We start from the raw sequence: 16,776 nt of genomic DNA on the forward strand, positions 1-16,776 counted from the left end.
GCCGGCGGGCCTCAGGTCACCAGGCCCCTGCGGTAGGCGTAGACGACCGCCTGCACGCGGTCACGCAGGCCGAGTTTGGTGAGGATGCGCGAGACGTACGTCTTGACGGTCTCCTGGCTGATCACCAGCTCCGCGGCGATCTCGCTGTTGGACAGGCCGTCGGCGATGAGGCGCAGCACCTCCAGTTCGCGCGGGGTCAGCGCGACGTCGTCCGGTGTGCTCTCGGCGGGGCGGATCCGCGCCGCGTACCTGCCGACGAGCTGCCGCGTCACCTCGGGCGCCAGCAGCGCGGCACCCGACGCGACGGTGCGGATGCCGTGCAGCAGCTGCGCCGGCGGAGCGTCCTTGAGCAGGAACCCGCTCGCCCCCGCGCGCAGCGCCTCGTACACGTACTCGTCCAGGTTGAACGTCGTCACCACGAGCACCTTGACCGGATGCTCGACCCCGGCGCCGGCCAGCAGGCGGGTCGCCTCGATGCCGTCGAGCACCGGCATGCGCACGTCCATCACCACGATGTCCGGGTTCAGCCGGCGGGCGAGGTCGACCGCGGCGCGGCCGTCCCCGCACTCGCCAACCACCTCCAGGTCGGGCTGCGCGTCGATGATCGTCGCGAACCCGGTGCGGATCAGCGCCTGGTCGTCGCAGACCAGGACCCGGACCGGCGCGTTCACGACGGGCTCCCCGCGGGGATTCGCGCCCGTACGACGAAGCCGCCGTCCGCCCGCCCGGCGCTGAACTCGCCGCCGAGGGCGTTCACCCGCTCGCGGAGCCCGGCGAGGCCCCGGCCGCTCCCGCCGGGCGAGCCGGCCCGCGAACCGGATCCGTCGGTGCCGACCTCCACGATGATCTCCTTGCCATAGCGCACACGGACCACCGTGGGGCTGCCGTGGGCATATTTGAGAGCGTTCGTCAGGGATTCCTGGACGACCCTATAGGCCACGACTTCGGCGCTGCCGCGCGATTCCGCCGGCGTGCCCTCCTCGGTGAACTCCACCGGCTGCCCGGCCCGGCGGGTCTGCTCCACGAGGGTGCGCAATTCACCGACCGACGGCATCGTGTCGGTGTCGTGGTCGGGGTTGAGCAGGTCGAGCAGGTGCCGCAGGTCGGCGATGGCCCGCCGGCCGGTGTCGGTGACGGCGCTCAGGGCCGCGTCGAGGCGATCGGGCGCGGCGGTCAGGTAGCGTGCCGCCTCGGCCTGTACGACCATGGCCGTCACGTGGTGGGTCACGACGTCGTGGAGCTCGCGGGCGATGCGGGTGCGTTCCGCGGCGCGGGTGGCCTCGGCGATGTGGCGGCGGCGTTCGGCCTCGGCGGCCCGGGTGGAGCGCAGCCAGGCGCCGATGCCCCACGCGAGGACCAGCGTCAGGTAGAACACCACGTACCCTTCCACCTTCTCGGTCGCGCCGAGCCGGTCGAGCGCGACCGCCAGCGGCACGTACGCCATGGAGAGGAGGATCACGGTGGTGCGCCGGTGGCGTTCCAGATGGGCGCCCGCGCTGATCAGCGCGACGGTCATCGCGTTGCTCGCGAAGACGTGGTAGGCGCGGATCTGGTCGAGGACGAAGCCGAGCGTCACCAGAGCCAGGCACACGGCCGGCCATCGGCGGCGTACGGCGAGCGGAAGGCACTCCAGAGCGATCACCACGTACGCGAGTGCGTCCAAGGGACGGACCGGCATGTCCCCGACCTGCGTTCCCTTGCCGTAGAGGGCCGGCAGCAGCGACACGACGGCCAGCAGCAGCCCGAACGGCGCGTCCCGGACCACGACGTCACACCGCCGCCACAGGTCCGGGACCCTCCGGAAGTCGATCACCGGGTGAGCGTAGCGGTCGCGTCCGCCCGGGCGTCGCGCCGCATGGGGACGAGGTTGCCGCGCCGGCGGGCCAGCCACAGGAACACGACCGTCAGCGCCAGGCCGAACACCACCGCGTACGGGCTCGCCTCCGGGCCGAAGTCGCCGCCGGTGAGCAGGGCCGGGCCCGACGTCACGCTGTGCAGCAGCCCCTGGCTCGCGCCGTTGCCGGAGACCTCGGTGCTGAAGATGCCGGCCGCGGCGAAGTTCCAGCCGAAGTGCAGGCCGATCGGCAGCCACAGGGTGCGGGTGGCGGCGTAGGCGGCGGCGAGCATGCCGCCGGCCTCGATCGCGATGGCGATCGCGCCCCACAGGTTGGCGTGCTCGTTGGTCAGGTGCATCAGGCCGAACACCAGGCCGGTGAGGACCAGCGCGATCCACGTGCCGGCCCACCCCTCGACGATCCGGAACAGCACGCCGCGGAACAGCAGCTCCTCCGTCACGGCGGCGGCGGCCATGAAGCCGAGCAGCCCGGCCGCGCCCGTCACCGAGCCGAGGCCGTCGACCCGGTAGTACCCCAGGAAGGCGAGGTTCACGATGACGGCCGCGAACATCCCGATTCCGATCAGCAGTCCCCGGCCGACGGCGGGGACGGCGCCTTTCCCGGCCACCTCCACCGGCGCGCGGCGCTCGGACCATCGCACCGCCCAGCCGTACACGAACACCGCGAGGACGGCGGTCGCGACACCGAGGATCAGGGTGAGGAACGCGTTCCCCTGCACCACGCCCACGACCGTACCGCCGGCGAAGGCGACCAGCGCGACGGGCACGAGCTGCTTCAACAGCCGCATGACGACTCCTTCGGAGGATTCCGCGACCGGAGCGCCGCGGCTACGGGGAGAAACGCTAGGGATCCGGCGGCCGGGAATCGTCACCGCGCGGTGGACATTCGCGGGTAGCTCTCACGGGGGACAGCGCGGGAAAAGCTGGTGAAACCACCAGGTCAGGGGTGAAACCGGCGTGAAGCCGCGATGAATCCGGCGGCACGGAAGCTCTTCTCGTACGCCGGGAGGTACCCGGCGGAGAGAGGAGACGCGTCATGGCGGACCTCAGCGCCGTCCGGGCCGACGGTCTGGTCAAGACCTTCGGCGACTTCCGGGCCGTGGACGGAATCGACCTCCACGTACGGCAGGGCGAGATCTTCGGAGTTCTGGGCCCCAACGGGGCGGGCAAGACCACCACGCTCCGGATGCTCGCCACCCTGCTGCCCATCGACGGCGGGCATGCGGAGATCTTCGGCGTCGACGTCCGGCGGGAGCCCCACCGCATCCGGCAGCTGGTGGGCGTGACGGGGCAGTACGCCTCGGTGGACGAGGACCTCACCGCGAGGGAGAACCTCTGGCTGTTCGGCCGGCTGCAGGGCCTGACGAGCACCCGGGCCAAGAGCATCGCCGGTGACCTGCTCGACCGCTTCGACCTGCAGGAGGCGGCCGACCGTCCCCTGTCCCAGTTCAGCGGCGGCATGCGCCGCCGTCTCGACCTGGCGTCGAGCCTGATCACCCGCCCGCCCCTGATCTTCCTCGACGAGCCCACGACCGGCCTCGACCCGAGAACCCGGGGCCAGATGTGGGACACCATCCGCGAGCTGGTCACCGACGGCTCCACGATCCTCCTGACCACCCAGTACCTGGACGAGGCCGATCAGCTGGCCGACCGCATCGCCGTGATCGACCGGGGCCGGAAGGTCGCCGAGGACACTCCCGACGCGCTGAAGACCCAGGTCGGCGAGTCGACCCTGCAGCTCCGCCTGGTGGAGGGCGCCGACGTCGCCCTGGGCGCGGACGTCGTCCGCCGGCTGCTGGGCGAGGACCCGGTCCTGACGCCGGAATCGGGGCGCATGAACATCCCCCTCCCCGACCCCGACCGGGCCGCGGACGTCCTGATCGGCCTGCGGGAGGCAGGCCTCGGCATCTCCTCGGTGAGTGTCGCCAAGCCGACGCTGGACGAGGTCTTCCTGGCGCTGACCGGCCACGGCGCCGACGACGAATCCCAGATGAAGCCCCAGATGGAGGCGGCCCGATGACCACGACCACCGTTGCCCCGAACCCGCTCGACCCCCGGCGCGTCGACCCGTCCGCCGTGGTCGCCCGCACGACGTCGCACAGTTCGCTGCAGGAGACCTGGGTCCAGACCCTGTCCATGGCGTGGCGTGCCCTGAAGAAGATGCGCCGCAAGCCCGAGCAGTTCTTCGACGTCCTCATCCAGCCGCTGCTGTTCACCGCGATGTTCGCGTTCATCTTCGGCGGCGCGATCTCCGGCAGCGTGGCGGACTACCTCCCGGTGCTGATCCCCGGCATCCTCGCCCAGACGGCCCTGACCGTCTGCATGGCGACGGGCGTGCAACTGCGCGAAGACATGGACAAGGGGGTCTTCGACCGCTTCAAGTCCCTGCCGATCGCGAGGATCGCCCCCCTGGCCGGCCCGATGATCGCCGACCTGATCCGTTACGGCATCGCGTCGGTGCTGACGGTCGTCACCGGCCTGCTCATCGGTTACCGCCCCGGCGGCGGTGTGCTCGGCTGCGTCGGCGGGGTCGCGCTCACCGTGATCGCGGGCTGGTCGCTGGCGTGGATCTTCACCTGGCTGGGCACGATGGCGCGTTCCGCGCAGAGCGTCCAGGGGATCTCGATGATGATCATGTTCCCGCTCACCTTCCTGTCCAACGCCTTCGTCCCCGCCGAGACGCTGCCCGGCTGGCTGGAGGCGTTCGTGAAGGTCAACCCGGTGTCGCACGTCGTCTCCGCGGTGCGCGACCTGTTCAACGACGGGGCCGTGACGGCCGAGGTCGGCTGGGCGGTCATCGGCTGCGCGGTCGTCGTCGCGGTCTTCGCCCCGCTGGCGGTCCGCTCGTACTCCCGCAAGATGTAGCCGGCCGGTGTCAGAACAGCCGTTCCAGGACGGCACGCGCCTCGGCCAGCAGGTCGGGGCCGCGTCGTTCGCCGTACTCGGCCTCGATGCGGGACATGACGCCGGGGGCGATCCGTTCGGCGTGCGCGGACAGGACCGGCCACTGCAGCGTCGGGACGAACCGGTTGTAGGCGAACCTGTCGGCGAGCACGAGCAGCCGGACCGCCTCCTCGGCGGGCAGCGCCCCCTTGCGCAGGCCCCAGATGCCCAGCCCGGCGAGCACCATCCCCATCACGGGGTAGTCCGTGTGGTGCAGCGCGAAGGCGGTCCGGACTTTGCCCCGCAACGACTCGAAGAGGTCCGCGCCGTCGTCGCCCTCGCCGTACAGAGCGAACGCCGAGAGCGCGACGACCTCGCCCAGGACGCCCCACGGCGTGACGCCGTCCCCCGCGCCCGGGACGCGCAGGTTCCGCAGCGCCTCGGCCGTCTCTCGGTGCTGCCGCAGTCCCTCGGCGACGTCGCCGTCGGCGAGGGTCAGCTGGGCCCTGGCGGCCGCGACCGACAGGACCTGCCCGTAGGTGCCCTGGGAGGCGAGCGCCTCCAGATCGTCGACCATCCGCGCGGCCTCGTCGCGGCGGCCCTCGGCGAGCGCCGCCATGGCGAGGGAGGCGCGGATCTGTACGGCGTCGTCCACCGCCCCGAGGCGTTCGAGCACCGGGAGCGCCTCGACGGCATGCCGGGAGGCCGACGCGGTGTCACCGAGGTGCGCGTACAGGCCGGCCAGTTGCGTGTGCAGCACCGCCTGGTGCCAGGGACCGCCGTCATCGGCGACGAGTTCGAGGGCGGCTCGGGCCGCTTCGATCGCGCCGACCGGGTCGCCGACGTTCTCCCGGCCGTGGCTCAGCCAGTGCAGCGCGATGCGGCGGATCATCGGGTCGGGATCGGCGGTCAGCTTGTCCAGGCCGCGCTCGGGATCCGACGCCGCTGTGAGCAGGGCGGTCACCGCCGCCCGGAGGGCGGGGTTCGCCGAGCCGGCGCCCAGCCCGGACAGGAGCCGCGCCAGCGTCCCGGACTCCTCCAGCGGGACGATCATGGTGTTGAACAGCGCGATGCTCAGGGCCGCCCGGGTCCGGTCGAGGAGCCGGGGTGGCGGCGTCCAGCCAGTCAGGGCGGACGCGACGGCGGGGGTGAGAACGATGCTGCGCGGATGGTCTCCGCTGATCGACCAGAAGCCGCCCAGAGCCGAGAACAGCAGCACGACGGCCTCCGGGTCGGGGTCGGCGAGGGCCTCGCGCAGGATGTCGGAGAGGTTCGTCTCCTCCGCACGCAGCCGGTCCATCGCGTCGACCTGCTCCGGCGAGTACAGCCGGGCGCCGTGCCGGTCGGCGTGACCGAGGGCCCACGCGCGTACGGCGGCCCGCGCCTCGTCGGTCTCGCCGGCCGAGTCCAGCCGCATCCGGCCGAACTCCCGCACCGTCTCGAGCATGCGGTACCGGACGGTCCCGGCCGTTTCCACGACGGTGAGAAGGGACTGCTCCACGAGCTCCTCGACGTCGCCCAGAGCGCCGTCGCCGAGCACCTCCTCCGCGGCGTCGAGGGCGAAGCCGTCCGGGAAGGCCGAGAGGCGGCGCAGGGCCCGGCGCTCCCGCTCGCCCAGCAGGTTCCAGGACCAGTCGATCACCGCCAGCAGCGTCTGGTGGCGGGAGGGCGCGCTCCGGTCGCCGCCGCGCAGCAGCGAGAACCTGTCCTCCAGCCGCCGGGCGATCTCGGCCGGTGACATCACCCGCACCTTCGCCGCGGCCAGTTCGATGGCGAGCGGCAGGCCGTCCAGGCGGGTCACGACGGCGCGTACGTCATCCTCGTCGAGGTGCACACCGGGCCGGGCCGCGGTCGCGCGGTCGCGGAACAGCTCGATCGCGTCGGCGGTGCCCAGCTGGGGCAGCGGATAGACGCGTTCGGCGGCGATCGCCAGCGGCGAGCGCGTCGTGGTGAGGACGCGCAGCTCCCGCGTGGTCGCGGCCAGATAGGCGACCAGGTCGGCGACCGCCTCCACCAGATGCTCGCAGTTGTCGAGCACCAGCAGCGTCGGGGCCGGATCGAGCTGCTGGGCGATCCGGGCCCGGATGTCGGCGCGCTGCCGCGGGGTGAGCGTGCGGCGTCCGGTCACCGAGTCGCGGACGCCGAGCACCGACCCGACCTCGCCGACCAGGTCCTCGGGCGCGGTCACGCCGACCAGCTCGACGAAGTGCACCACCGGCTGCGGGGCCTCCCGGGCGACGGCATGGGCGAGCCGGGTCTTGCCGAGCCCGCCCGGGCCGAGGATCGAGACCACCCGGGAGGTGGCGAGCAGGGCCCGTACCCGCCGGAGGTCGTCGTCGCGGCCGAGCAGCGGGGTCGTGTCGAAACGCACGCCGGCGCGCACGGGATTGTCGAGGGCCAGGAGCTCACGATGGACCCGCCGCAGCTCCGGGCCGACGTCGGCGCCGACCCGGTCGCGCAGGTCCGACCGGTAACGCTCGAACCGGTCCAGCGCGGCGCCCGTTCCGCGTACCGTCGCCTCGCTGTGCAGGAGATCGGCGAGCAGTCCCTCGTCCTCGGGGCGGACGCGCACGGCCTCCTCGAGCTCGGGCAGGGCGATGTCGTGGTCGCCGCTGCGGCTCCGGGCCCGGGCGAGCACGACCCGCGCGGCCGCCAGGTCGCGTGCCGCGCGCCCGCGCACCTCGGCCAGCGGGCCGCCGCCGTCCGGCGGCAGCGCTCCGACGCCCAGCGCGAGAGCCTCCTTGGCCGCCACGGCCGCGGCGGCCGGGTCCTCGGAGAGCAGCGCCCGCGCCCGCTCCGTCAGACCATGCAGCCGGCCGGCGTCGACCCGGTCGGGCGGGACGTCGAGCCGGTAGCCGCCCCCCTCCGTTACCAGCGCCTCCGGCCCCACGACCGTCCTGGTCCGGGACACCAGGACCTGCAGCGCCTTGGCCGGATTGGCCGGTTCGTCGTCCCCCCACACCTGCGCGACGAGGCGGTCCGCGCTCACGGTCCGGGAAGCGGACGCCAGGGCCGCGAGCAGTGCCCGAGCCCTCTCGCCGACCACCGGCTGCCCCCGCCACCGCACCCCGGCGAGCAGGCTCAGGTCGATCGGCATGGCGCCAGTCTAGGCTTCACCGGGCCGTCCGCCCGTTCTCGTTTTCGGTCCCGCACCCCGGCCGGCGACGGCGGCGGTTCTCGGATGTGACGCCAGGAGAGGCAGCGGGGCGGAAGCGCAACGATCTGGAGGCGGGACCACTGTGAGCGGATGATGTCTGCCATGCGGGCTTCGCTCCCATTCCGGGGGACGGCGCTGCCGGGACTGGCCGCCCTCCCCGTCATCGTCACGCTGGTCGCCGACGGTTCTACTGTCCGCGGCGTGACCGTGGTGGAGGCCCTCCGCGCGGGCGTGATGCTGCTGGCGGGAGCGTGGGCGGGCGGCCGGCCCCAAAGCCGCGGTATCGGGCGAATCCTCTTGTTCGGCGGACTGCTGGGCGTGGCAGGGCTGGTGTGCCGGCTGCCGGGCCTCGTCATCGCGTCCGACGGACTGGCCGCGAGCTGGAACTCGTGGCTGCACTACTGGATCTGGGTGCCGCAGGTCATGACGCCGCTGCTGCTCGCGACCGCGATCTTCCCGGACGGGCGCCCGGCGCTGCCGATCGCCGCGAAGGTCTCGGTGTTCGCCGTCGCGGCGGCGTCGCTCACCGCCGCGACCTACAACTGGCCGCGCAGCGACGGCGGCGCCGGCGGCAACCCGGCGTCGTTGCCGCCGCGCCTCGGCGACCCGCTGATGGTGATCACGCTCGCCGCCGTCCTCGTGGCGATCGTCCTGGTGCTCGCCTCCCTGGCCGTCCGGTGGAAGAGGGGCGAGGCGGCCGTCCGGCGGTCCCTGCTCTATCCGCTCGCGGCGCTTCTCCTCGGCATCGCGTACGAACTGCTGCGCCCCGTGGTGCCCGAGGCGCCCGGCGACACGTGGGAGGTGTTCCTCCCGATCTACTGCGCCGTCCTGGCCCTCGCCGTACGCCCTCCTGGTCGCCGGCGACTACACAGCATCGGGCGCGGGGGCGCGTGACCATTTCGCGGACGAGCGATTCGCGGGAAACCGGGGGAGGCCTCACTGTCGATCCGGCCGTCTGCCGTTCGTGTAGAGGGTGAACCCGACTATGAAGGAGACGCGGAATGGGCAAGGTCGTCGCGATCGAGCACCTGACACTCGACGGCGTCATGCAGGCACCGGGGCACCCCGACGAGGACCTCCGGGACGGATTCCGGCACGGGGGATGGGCCACCCGGCGCCAGGACCCCGCCATGCAGGAGGCGATGGGCGCCCGGATGACGGACGCCTGGTCCCTGCTCGCCGGCCGGACCACCTACGAGCGTTTCGCGGACTACTGGCCCGCACAGGAGCCGAACCCGTTCACCGACGCGCTCAACCGCGTACAGAAGTACGTCGCATCCACCACGCTGACCGAGCCGCTGACCTGGCAGAACTCCACCCTGCTCAAGGGCGGCGCCGCGGACGCGGTGCCCGGTCTGAAAGAGGAACTGGCCGGCAACCTCGTCGTGTTCGGGAGCGGAGTGCTGGTGAGGTCGCTGCTGCCGCACCGCCTGGTCGACGAGCTCGTCCTCCTGATCCACCCGGTGGTGCTGGGCTCGGGGCGCCGGCTGTTCGACGAGACCTCGCCGGAGTCCTTCGAACTCGTCGACTCCACGACGACCCGGACCGGTGTCGTCATCGCCACCTACCGACCTGGCGGCGGATGAGGGAAAAGATGAGTCGGCGAGGAGACGGGCCCCTACCGCGCTGCCGTCAGGTCCGGCTGGTGACGAGCCGGCGGGCGCTCTCTCCGGCAGCCTGGACGATCCGGTCTCGTGCGGCGCGGGGTCCGGCCGGCAGGAGAGCGGTCAGATCGGTGCCGTGAGCCTCCAGGCGTCCGGCGCCGATGTTGGAGAAGATCGAGAGCGTGTGGGTGATCTGGTACGGCTCCAGGCCGCTGCCGGCCAGTGCCTCGCGTGCGACGGACAGGGGGATCGGCCGGTAACAGACCGGGCGGTTCAGGGCGTCGCTCAACACCTCGGCGACGTCCTGACCGCCGATCGCGTCCACGCCCTCCAGTTCGTAGGTCTTGCCCGCGTGCCGGCCGCGGTGGCCTGCGGCGAGGTCGCGCTGGGTCTCCGCCGCGACCCGGGCGGCGACCTCGGCCAGGTCCTCCTTCGCCACGACGGACACCCGCCCCGCGCCGAACGCGGCGGCGAAGACGCCGGTCTCGGCGGCCGATGCGGCGGCGGCCGCGGCGAGCCCGGCCGGAACCTCGGCGTACAGACCGTTGCGCAGGATCGTCACATCGAACGAGGCCGCGGCGAGGCGCGCTTCGGTCCAGCGGTGCGGCAGCGCGATCGTCAGCAGGTCGCCCGACCTCGCCAGGCTGGTGTAGACGACGTGCCGGACACCCGCGGCCTCGGCCGCGTCCACGACCGCGCCATGGCGGGCCAGCACGACGTCGTCCTCGGCGTATCCGGCCGAGACGAACACCAGGACGTCCACGCCTCGCAAGCCCTCGGCAAGTGAGGCCGGGTCGTCGAAGTCGATCCGGCGTGCGGCCGCCCCGTCGCCCGAGCGGGTGCCGCCGGCCACGTCAAGGCCGTCCTGCGCGGACAGACCACGGAAGATCAGGCCGCCGAGCCCGCCGGAGATGCCGGTGACGAGAATCATTCGAAGCTCCTCGATGTTGGTGCAGGCTGGAACAGCACCCGATCATCCGCGCCGCACCGCGGCATCGTAAGGAGGCACTTTCGTGTCAGTCACGAACACGGCGGTAATCCCACAGGCCGACGGCCCTGTTCCCACCGGACCGTGTGGTGATGACGACTGTGGGATCCGTGATGTGCTCGACCGGCTCGGTGATCGGTGGACCGTACTGGTGCTGGTCGAGCTGTCCAAGGGAACACGCCGCTTCCGGGAGCTGGAGCGGGCGATTCCCGGTATCTCGCAGCGGATGCTCACGCTGACGACCAAACGGCTGTGCCGCGACGGGCTGGTCGAACGGACCGTCTACCCGACCATCCCGCCGCAGACCGACTATCGGCTCACGCCGATGGGGAAGAGCCTGGCGGACATGGTGTTCGCCCTGGCCGACTGGTCCCGCGATCACAAGGATGCCGTCGCCGCGGCCCGCAGCCGCTGGGATCGGGAGCACGCGTGAGTCACTTGAAGCGATGCCGTCCTGAGCCGGGCCGATGAACTCCGTGTCCGGCCCATCCTCCGGGCCCGGATGCCGGCCTCGGCCGGCCCGTCGAGTTCGTGTCGCGATCTTGCTGATCACGTGCCTCGGTCCGCTCGCGCTGACGGGCTGCACCCTGGACGAGCCACCGTCGCTGCCGCCCGCCGGTGTCTACGAGCATGAGGCGGCGGGTGAGGACTCGCAGGCCGAGGAGGCTCCGACCGACGGTACGGCAGGGGCTCTCACCCGGCCGTTGCGGAAAGCCGGTTGGTTCTGCGCGCGAGTACGAGCCAACGCGGACGGCCGTGCCGTATGGTGCCGGATCGCTCGCCGCGACGAGGCGGAGACGGTCTATCCGCAGGTAGCGCAGTTCCTGCTCGACCGCGACGACCGGCTCGCCTGGGCATGGTTCCCGTCCACCGAGGCGGACCATGAGAATCAGGTTGCCGCGGCCGCGGCGCCGGCGCTGACCGCGATCTGGCCCGACGCCGGTGATCGCGTGCGACAGGAGATCGACGACTTCGATCGCGATGTCAAGACACGTGCGACGCGACGAAGTGACGACATTCCCCGGACGGGGTGGCGGGACACGCACGCGGACTACAGCTACGACGGGCACACCGGGCTGATCGTCACCGCCCGGGGCGCCTCCGTGCGGCGCTGGCCGTTCGGCTCCGAGCACTACGCGACCACGATGAGCTCCGCCGTCGATGATCTCCTGGTTGGTGGTTACGACTGCTTCTATCCACCTCAGCAGAGCTGCAACCGGCCCCAGTCGAACGGCTACTTCCGGGTCGCCCTCCGCGGTGATCGGATCGTCTCGGCCCAGTTCGGCATCGGCAGCCTGATCGAGTCGGGCCGGCAACGACACCTGCTCAGCGAGGAGTTCCCGCACGGCCTCACCTTCCTTACCGAGGCCGTCCGCCGTCCGGTCACCGAGCGCATCGAACAGTCCCGGCGGTCCGGCACCGGCTTCGCCGGCATCGTGGCCGGAACGGTCGTGATCATCGACGCACGGCGGGGCGCCGCGGAGGGAGATGATCTCGTGGCGTACTTCGACATCCAGATCGGCGTACCGCTGGCCGCGACCTGATCGCGCAGGCCGGCTTGGGCTCGCCCGTTACCGGGCCCTACTGGTCCTGGTTCTTGTCCGCCTGACGCTGCTGCTCGCGGTAGGCCCGGCGCTGCTCCTCGGCCCGCTCCCGGCAGCGACGGAGGAACTCCTCGTCGTCGTCGGGGTTGGAGGGGACGAATCGGCCCGGCCGGTCGTACTCGGGGAAGCGCCCGGTGTTGCCCTTGTAGGGCAGTCCGCCGGGCCGCATCACGCCCTGCGGCCGGCCGAGGAGCAGCCACAGGATCGATCCGACCTCGGGGAGGAACAGGACGATCATGATCCACAACCCCTTGGGCAGGTTGCGGCAGTCCTCCTCCGCCGTGACGATCACGTCGAACAGGCAGAAGATCCATAAGGCGAGCAGAACCAGACCGAACCCGCCGTAGATGAGGGGCATTTCGGAATCCTCCCAGTGTGAGACGCGCAGAGCGTAGTGGATCCGATCTTCGTCTGACGCGGCTTTCCCGGTATGGAAGCTTTTCCGATACGGCTGCGCGATTCACCCTCAGCGCGTAGTGCTCACCAACCCGGGCGCATCCCCTGTTTCGGCACGCACGCGATCAGGGTCGCTCACGGCTTAGATGCATCGGCGCACATAGGCGGGCACGATGGCGGGGTGTCGGACTTGGTGTGGGATGAAGTGAGGAGTTTCTTCGATCCGAACTCGATGGGAACGCTGCCGGATGTATGGGTTTCGAGTGCCCACGTCTTCGTGTTTGGCCCGCCCCAGGGGTACTTGCGATCTTCCGGTTCCTGTCGGATGACGTGATCGACTTTGACGTCGATCTGCGGGAGTTGCAGGGACAGGGACGGCTGGACAACCATGGTCGCCCCCTCGTCGCCCTGCTCGATGACACGCTTACGGCACGCCGAGCGCAGTCCTGGTCAGGGGCTCCATCTTGTCGGCCCTCTGTCCTACGGTGTGCCAATACGAGGTTGTCCTGGCGATCGGAGTGATGAGCATGGGGCTGACGACGCCCCCGGCACCCTTTGATGTAGCGGCCGTCTTCCCTGAGCTGGAAGGCCGGCGCAGGACGACCGTCCGGTTGCATCCGCGCCGCGGTGCGCCGACCATCACGGATAGTTCTATGGGCGGGCCGTTGTTGTGGCCGGCCGATGAACCCTGGCCCATCTGCCCAGCGCCTGAGACGCATGATCCCCCGGAAGGGTTTGATCCGCTACCGCTGGTTCCAGTGCTTCAGCTCTTCGTCGGCGATGTCCCGGAGCTGCCGTTTCCCGACGACACCGATACTTTTCAATTGCTGTGGTGTCCGGTCGATCACGAGCCGTTCTTTCAGCCTCACCCGGTCGTACGCTGGCGTAAGGCGACGGCAGCCGGGTCTCTCCTCACCGAGGTCCCCGAACCCCATGCCGACAGCGAGGAGTTGTATCTGCCTGCCGCGTGCGTGTTGTCGCCGGAGCGAGTGGGGGAGTATCCGGCCGGATGGGAACTGTCCCCTGAGCTCAGGGCTCGCATCCGGGACTGGGAGGAGAATTTCCCGAACCCCGATGGCTGGGAGTACTTCTCCCACCTGTCAGTGGCTCCGGGAAGCAAGGTCGGGGGGTGGATCGACTGGATCCAGGATCCGGTCAAGGTCGAGTGCAGCCGCGGCCATGAGATGGAGCACCTGTTGACGGTCGCAAGCTGGGAGCACAACGTCCACTCCCGCAAGAGATGGACACCTTTGGAAGAGCAGCACCTGCTACGTCGCCATCAAGTCCCGGAGCTTCAGGAACCCGCAGACATCATGCTCGGCGACGCAGGGTCGATGTACCTCTTCGTCTGCTTGGCGTGCCCGGAGCGTCCGGTGGAGATGGTCGGCCAGTGCTCGTAGCCCCGCCGGTATGCGCGTCACGCGCGCTTGCGCCTTGTCCGGTCCACTCGAAGGCGGGAGGCTGGCGACGTGGGGATGGTCAGCAGGGTTGTGGCCGGTGGCGTGCCGGTCGCGGCAGAGGATTACGGGGGAAACGGCAGGGACGTTCTCCTTCTCCATGGGGGAGGACGATCCCGCAGGGATTGGGATTCCTTTGCTGGGCTTCTCATAAGCAACGGATTTCGCGCGGTCTCGATGGATCACCGTGGGCATGGGGAGTCCGGCGAGGCGCCATGGTCATGGGACGAGGCGCTCGCGGATGTCGCTGCCGTTGTCGAGGAGTATGGACTTCACCGGCCTATGATCGTCGGGCATTCGCTCGGGGGTATGGTCGCCGCGTTGTGGGCCGGCGAACATGCGGAGTGTCCGCTCGCGGTGAACCTTGATGGTCATGGCAATCCGACGCGTCCAGACCAGTTCTTCGGTCTGGACGAGGTCTCGGCAGCCGATGCCTGCCGGGCGATGACCGGGTTCCTGGCTGAGATGGGCCGGGGGCTTCCGGAGGAGTTCCTGCAGGTCATGAAGGAGATAGACGCCCTGGGCCTGTGCACCGTCTATCGCGCTGTGCGTTGTCCGCTCCTTGTCGTCAGCGGCGACGCTTCGGCTTTCGCAGCAATGTTCCCGGAGCATCTCGTCACGGCGTGGAACGCCTACTGCCTCTGGCTCGAAAAACAGCTTGAAGCAATTACTCGGGAACTGCCTCTGGTCCGGCACGTGTCACTGGGGACAGGGCATGATCCTCATATTGAGGATCCTCAGGCTCTGCTGAGTGTTTTGATTGGACACCTGAATCTACGCAGAGAGAAGTGGAGCGGGTGACGGGAGGCGAACCTGCGCTGTCGGTTGAGAATCGCGAGGAGGATCACGCGGGGTGTTCCTGCTCCGGCCGGCGTGCAGGTTCGTCGGTGGTCACGGAGAACAGCAACCAGTCGACACCGGGCACAGTGAAGTGAGCACTGACCGTCTTGGTGGCGATGCCTTCGAATTCCAGGTCGTCGTCGAAGGTATTGCAGGTGACGGACCAGGGGAAGGCAATCCTCTGCGCCACGAGCAGGGTACGGAATACGGCCTCCTGCGGCTCCTGTATCCCGAGCGGGGAAGTCATCTGGACCGCGGCCAACTCCGGGATCTTCCAGTAGCGCTCGTAGGACAGGAGCGTGAAGGGCTCTCCCACGGCCTTGCCCATGCTGGCGATTACTCGTTCGGCTCCGGCCTGCTTGTTCACACGCAGGTAGCCTCGCCAGTAAATGACTCTGAACACGGCGTCATGGTGGCACGGGAGCCAGATGCCGCGCACCTGCGCGCACCCCGAAGAATTTCCGCGGGCGATGTGACCCGAGCCCGGGGGTTTGTTCTGTGGGGCTCCACAATCGACGGCGACTACCTTGGCTGGACGACAATGGGCACGCCGGAGGAATGGCCTGTGGCGCTTATCGGTGATGATGACGAGGCGCAGGAGCACTTGTTTGTGGCGACCCTGACTGAGCAGCTGGTCGGGTGGGCTTCGAGCGCGCGGTTCGACAGCGGTGGATTCGCCCGTAGAGATGAAGATCGCCCCCTGGTATGTGAACCCCGGTAGTAGGGCGACTCTCTCGTGGGGCGGGCCGAGCTCGCGGCCGAGTCGGGCCCGGGGCTCGAGGACCTCAGGGTCCGCTACCTGCTGAGCCGGCCGGGTGGGACAGTGAGCACTATGAACACTGTCCTCAATGTCATCTGGCTGATCTTCGCCGGCCTGTGGCTCGCATTAGGCTACGTCGTGGCGGGGATCATCTGCTGCGTCCTCATCGTCACCATCCCGTTCGGCATCGCGTCGTTCCGTATCGCGGGCTACGCGCTGTGGCCGTTCGGCCGGACCGTCGCCGACAAACCGTCCTCCGGTGCGTGGTCGGTGCTCGGCAACGTCATCTGGCTGCTCGTCGCCGGGATCTGGTTGGCGATCGGGCACATCGCCACCGCGATCCCGCTGTTCATTTCGATCATCGGCATCCCGCTGGGGATCGCGAACCTCAAAATGATCCCGATTTCGCTGATGCCGCTGGGCAAGGACATCGTTCCGGTGAGCCGCGGATAAGTGGCCTGCGATGACGAGTGGGTCTTCTCGGGGCGGACGAAGTGATCGCTGATGCGATCAACAAGCAGCTCGAGCGCCGTGACGACGACGGGGGCACGGCTGACGCGGTGAGACGTTGACCTGGACGTATGGCGATCCCTTCGAGCCTCAGCACCATTCCTCGATGTAGAGCAGACGTTGCCCAGTTTCATCGCCGAACTCGTAGCCCATGTACACGGTGTCAGAGGTCGCAGACTCAGACATGCATGCGTAGTTCCGGCGTACCAGCTCCGAAAGAGCAACCCGCTCCTCGTCCACGACCCACCGCAAGTCAAAGCCGCCGGATTCGCCTAGCAATACCGGAACGTCGCGGCGGCGTACGAGGCTCCGGACAGTCCTGGGGTCAAGCTTGCGCCTCCGCACTTGCCAGGTGCGGCCATCGGGATCCGTCAGCTCCCCCGAAGAGCCGGGGCTCAATCTAGTCATCTCGCGAGTCTCGCCTATCTGTGCTCGGCGTACATTCCGTGGCGGTCCGAGCGGCGGGCGCGCGCGAGAACGGCCCGGGCCGCACGCGCAGCGTGGGGCCCGCAGGCTCGGGCCGCCTGGCGGCGCGGAGCGCCGCCCTTGATGTGCTGTGGCTCGACCCCGTGCGAGGGATCGTCGAGTGCCACGAGTGCGGCGAGAAGGCCACCGTCATCGTTGACGGTCTCGGCCCGGCCGACCTCCTCGACCCCCTCAGCGCGTGGGACGGTCACCGGTGACCAACCCGCACGACCGCTCCGCACCTCGCGCCGCCCGGA

17 protein-coding genes are annotated in these 16,776 nt (G+C 70.0%); 10 read left to right on the top strand and 7 right to left on the bottom strand.

Annotation, left to right across the window (positions count from 1 at the left end; translation table 11 throughout):
- Positions 1 to 11: 11 nt before the first annotated feature.
- The 3 genes from AAH991_RS19985 to AAH991_RS19995 are packed head-to-tail and all read right to left on the bottom strand — an operon-like array spanning position 12 to position 2,643.
- Positions 12 to 671 carry a response regulator gene (locus AAH991_RS19985; RefSeq protein ID WP_346227382.1) on the bottom strand — a complete coding sequence of 220 codons (660 nt, stop codon included), beginning with the start codon at positions 669 to 671 and terminating at the stop codon, positions 12 to 14.
- The gene (locus AAH991_RS19990; protein WP_346227383.1) at positions 668 to 1,813 is read right to left on the bottom strand and encodes a sensor histidine kinase; all 1,146 of its coding nucleotides are present in this window, start codon (positions 1,811 to 1,813) and stop codon (positions 668 to 670) included. Before AAH991_RS19990 ends, AAH991_RS19985 begins: the two co-directional genes overlap by 4 nt.
- Positions 1,810 to 2,643, bottom strand: a complete 834-nt coding sequence (locus AAH991_RS19995; RefSeq protein ID WP_346227384.1) for a CPBP family intramembrane glutamic endopeptidase — start codon at positions 2,641 to 2,643, stop codon at positions 1,810 to 1,812. The genes AAH991_RS19990 and AAH991_RS19995 overlap by 4 nt, the downstream gene beginning before the upstream one ends.
- Before the next feature lie 248 nt (positions 2,644 to 2,891).
- On the opposite strand from AAH991_RS19995, the gene AAH991_RS20000 reads away from it, so the two are divergent.
- Both AAH991_RS20000 and AAH991_RS20005 read left to right on the top strand, forming a co-directional pair.
- The gene (locus AAH991_RS20000; RefSeq protein ID WP_346227385.1) at positions 2,892 to 3,875 is read left to right on the top strand and encodes an ATP-binding cassette domain-containing protein; all 984 of its coding nucleotides are present in this window, start codon (positions 2,892 to 2,894) and stop codon (positions 3,873 to 3,875) included.
- The gene (locus AAH991_RS20005) at positions 3,872 to 4,720 is read left to right on the top strand and encodes an ABC transporter permease (protein ID WP_346227386.1); all 849 of its coding nucleotides are present in this window, start codon (positions 3,872 to 3,874) and stop codon (positions 4,718 to 4,720) included. Before AAH991_RS20000 ends, AAH991_RS20005 begins: the two co-directional genes overlap by 4 nt.
- A gap of 10 nt (positions 4,721 to 4,730) precedes the next feature.
- Here the strand turns inward: AAH991_RS20005 and AAH991_RS20010 are convergent, their stop codons facing one another.
- Positions 4,731 to 7,835, bottom strand: a complete 3,105-nt coding sequence (locus tag AAH991_RS20010; protein ID WP_346227387.1) for an ATP-binding protein — start codon at positions 7,833 to 7,835, stop codon at positions 4,731 to 4,733.
- Positions 7,836 to 7,997: 162 nt separating this feature from the next.
- Here AAH991_RS20010 and AAH991_RS20015 point away from each other — a divergent pair, with 162 nt between their 5' ends.
- Both AAH991_RS20015 and AAH991_RS20020 read left to right on the top strand, forming a co-directional pair.
- Positions 7,998 to 8,789, top strand: coding sequence for a hypothetical protein (locus AAH991_RS20015; RefSeq protein ID WP_346227388.1), 792 nt, complete (start codon positions 7,998 to 8,000; stop codon positions 8,787 to 8,789).
- Between the two features lie 107 nt (positions 8,790 to 8,896).
- Entirely contained in the window at positions 8,897 to 9,481 is a 585-nt protein-coding gene (locus tag AAH991_RS20020; protein WP_346227389.1) for a dihydrofolate reductase family protein, read from the top strand.
- 46 nt (positions 9,482 to 9,527) lie between these two features.
- Here the strand turns inward: AAH991_RS20020 and AAH991_RS20025 are convergent, their stop codons facing one another.
- Positions 9,528 to 10,430, bottom strand: coding sequence for an NmrA family NAD(P)-binding protein (locus AAH991_RS20025; protein ID WP_346227390.1), 903 nt, complete (start codon positions 10,428 to 10,430; stop codon positions 9,528 to 9,530).
- 172 nt (positions 10,431 to 10,602) lie between these two features.
- Between AAH991_RS20025 and AAH991_RS20030 the strand changes: the two genes are divergently transcribed.
- Positions 10,603 to 10,920 (top strand): winged helix-turn-helix transcriptional regulator, encoded by a 318-nt coding sequence (locus AAH991_RS20030; protein WP_346227391.1) that lies wholly within the window; start codon positions 10,603 to 10,605, stop codon positions 10,918 to 10,920.
- A gap of 109 nt (positions 10,921 to 11,029) precedes the next feature.
- Positions 11,030 to 12,031 carry a hypothetical protein gene (locus tag AAH991_RS20035; protein ID WP_346227392.1) on the top strand — a complete coding sequence of 334 codons (1,002 nt, stop codon included), beginning with the start codon at positions 11,030 to 11,032 and terminating at the stop codon, positions 12,029 to 12,031.
- A 37-nt stretch (positions 12,032 to 12,068) separates the two neighbouring features.
- Here the strand turns inward: AAH991_RS20035 and AAH991_RS20040 are convergent, their stop codons facing one another.
- A complete protein-coding gene (locus tag AAH991_RS20040; RefSeq protein ID WP_346227393.1) occupies positions 12,069 to 12,449 on the bottom strand; it encodes a PLDc N-terminal domain-containing protein in 381 nt (126 codons plus the stop codon).
- 565 nt (positions 12,450 to 13,014) lie between these two features.
- Between AAH991_RS20040 and AAH991_RS20045 the strand changes: the two genes are divergently transcribed.
- Together AAH991_RS20045 and AAH991_RS20050 are read left to right on the top strand one after the other, a co-directional pair.
- On the top strand, positions 13,015 to 13,887 hold the full coding sequence (locus AAH991_RS20045) for a YwqG family protein (RefSeq protein ID WP_346227394.1): 873 nt from the start codon (positions 13,015 to 13,017) through the stop codon (positions 13,885 to 13,887).
- Between the two features lie 75 nt (positions 13,888 to 13,962).
- Complete coding sequence (locus AAH991_RS20050; RefSeq protein ID WP_346227536.1) at positions 13,963 to 14,745, top strand: alpha/beta fold hydrolase; 783 nt, start codon at positions 13,963 to 13,965, stop codon at positions 14,743 to 14,745.
- A gap of 43 nt (positions 14,746 to 14,788) precedes the next feature.
- Here AAH991_RS20050 and AAH991_RS20055 read toward each other — a convergent pair whose 3' ends face one another.
- The gene (locus AAH991_RS20055; RefSeq protein ID WP_346227395.1) at positions 14,789 to 15,151 is read right to left on the bottom strand and encodes a hypothetical protein; all 363 of its coding nucleotides are present in this window, start codon (positions 15,149 to 15,151) and stop codon (positions 14,789 to 14,791) included.
- 456 nt (positions 15,152 to 15,607) lie between these two features.
- Between AAH991_RS20055 and AAH991_RS20060 the strand changes: the two genes are divergently transcribed.
- Both AAH991_RS20060 and AAH991_RS20065 read left to right on the top strand, forming a co-directional pair.
- Complete coding sequence (locus AAH991_RS20060; RefSeq protein WP_428834001.1) at positions 15,608 to 15,997, top strand: YccF domain-containing protein; 390 nt, start codon at positions 15,608 to 15,610, stop codon at positions 15,995 to 15,997.
- 503 nt (positions 15,998 to 16,500) lie between these two features.
- Positions 16,501 to 16,737: a hypothetical protein gene (locus AAH991_RS20065; protein WP_346227396.1), complete on the top strand. Its 237-nt coding sequence runs from the start codon at positions 16,501 to 16,503 to the stop codon at positions 16,735 to 16,737.
- The last annotated feature ends 39 nt before the right edge of the window (positions 16,738 to 16,776 follow it).

The organism is Microbispora sp. ZYX-F-249 (genome assembly GCF_039649665.1).
GTDB classification, from domain to species: domain Bacteria; phylum Actinomycetota; class Actinomycetes; order Streptosporangiales; family Streptosporangiaceae; genus Microbispora; species Microbispora maris.

What these genes read in the sequence shown, in the direction of transcription:
- AAH991_RS19995 (WP_346227384.1), bottom strand. Translation starts at nt 2,643, where the DNA reads ATGCGGCTGTTGAAGCAGCTCGTGCCCGTCGCGCTGGTCGCCTTCGCC.
- AAH991_RS20000 (WP_346227385.1), top strand. Translation starts at nt 2,892, where the DNA reads ATGGCGGACCTCAGCGCCGTCCGGGCCGACGGTCTGGTCAAGACCTTC.
- AAH991_RS20005 (WP_346227386.1), top strand. Translation starts at nt 3,872, where the DNA reads ATGACCACGACCACCGTTGCCCCGAACCCGCTCGACCCCCGGCGCGTC.
- AAH991_RS20010 (WP_346227387.1), bottom strand. Translation starts at nt 7,835, where the DNA reads ATGCCGATCGACCTGAGCCTGCTCGCCGGGGTGCGGTGGCGGGGGCAG.
- AAH991_RS20015 (WP_346227388.1), top strand. Translation starts at nt 7,998, where the DNA reads ATGCGGGCTTCGCTCCCATTCCGGGGGACGGCGCTGCCGGGACTGGCC.
- AAH991_RS20020 (WP_346227389.1), top strand. Translation starts at nt 8,897, where the DNA reads ATGGGCAAGGTCGTCGCGATCGAGCACCTGACACTCGACGGCGTCATG.
- AAH991_RS20025 (WP_346227390.1), bottom strand. Translation starts at nt 10,430, where the DNA reads ATGATTCTCGTCACCGGCATCTCCGGCGGGCTCGGCGGCCTGATCTTC.
- AAH991_RS20040 (WP_346227393.1), bottom strand. Translation starts at nt 12,449, where the DNA reads ATGCCCCTCATCTACGGCGGGTTCGGTCTGGTTCTGCTCGCCTTATGG.
- AAH991_RS20045 (WP_346227394.1), top strand. Translation starts at nt 13,015, where the DNA reads ATGGGGCTGACGACGCCCCCGGCACCCTTTGATGTAGCGGCCGTCTTC.
- AAH991_RS20050 (WP_346227536.1), top strand. Translation starts at nt 13,963, where the DNA reads ATGGTCAGCAGGGTTGTGGCCGGTGGCGTGCCGGTCGCGGCAGAGGAT.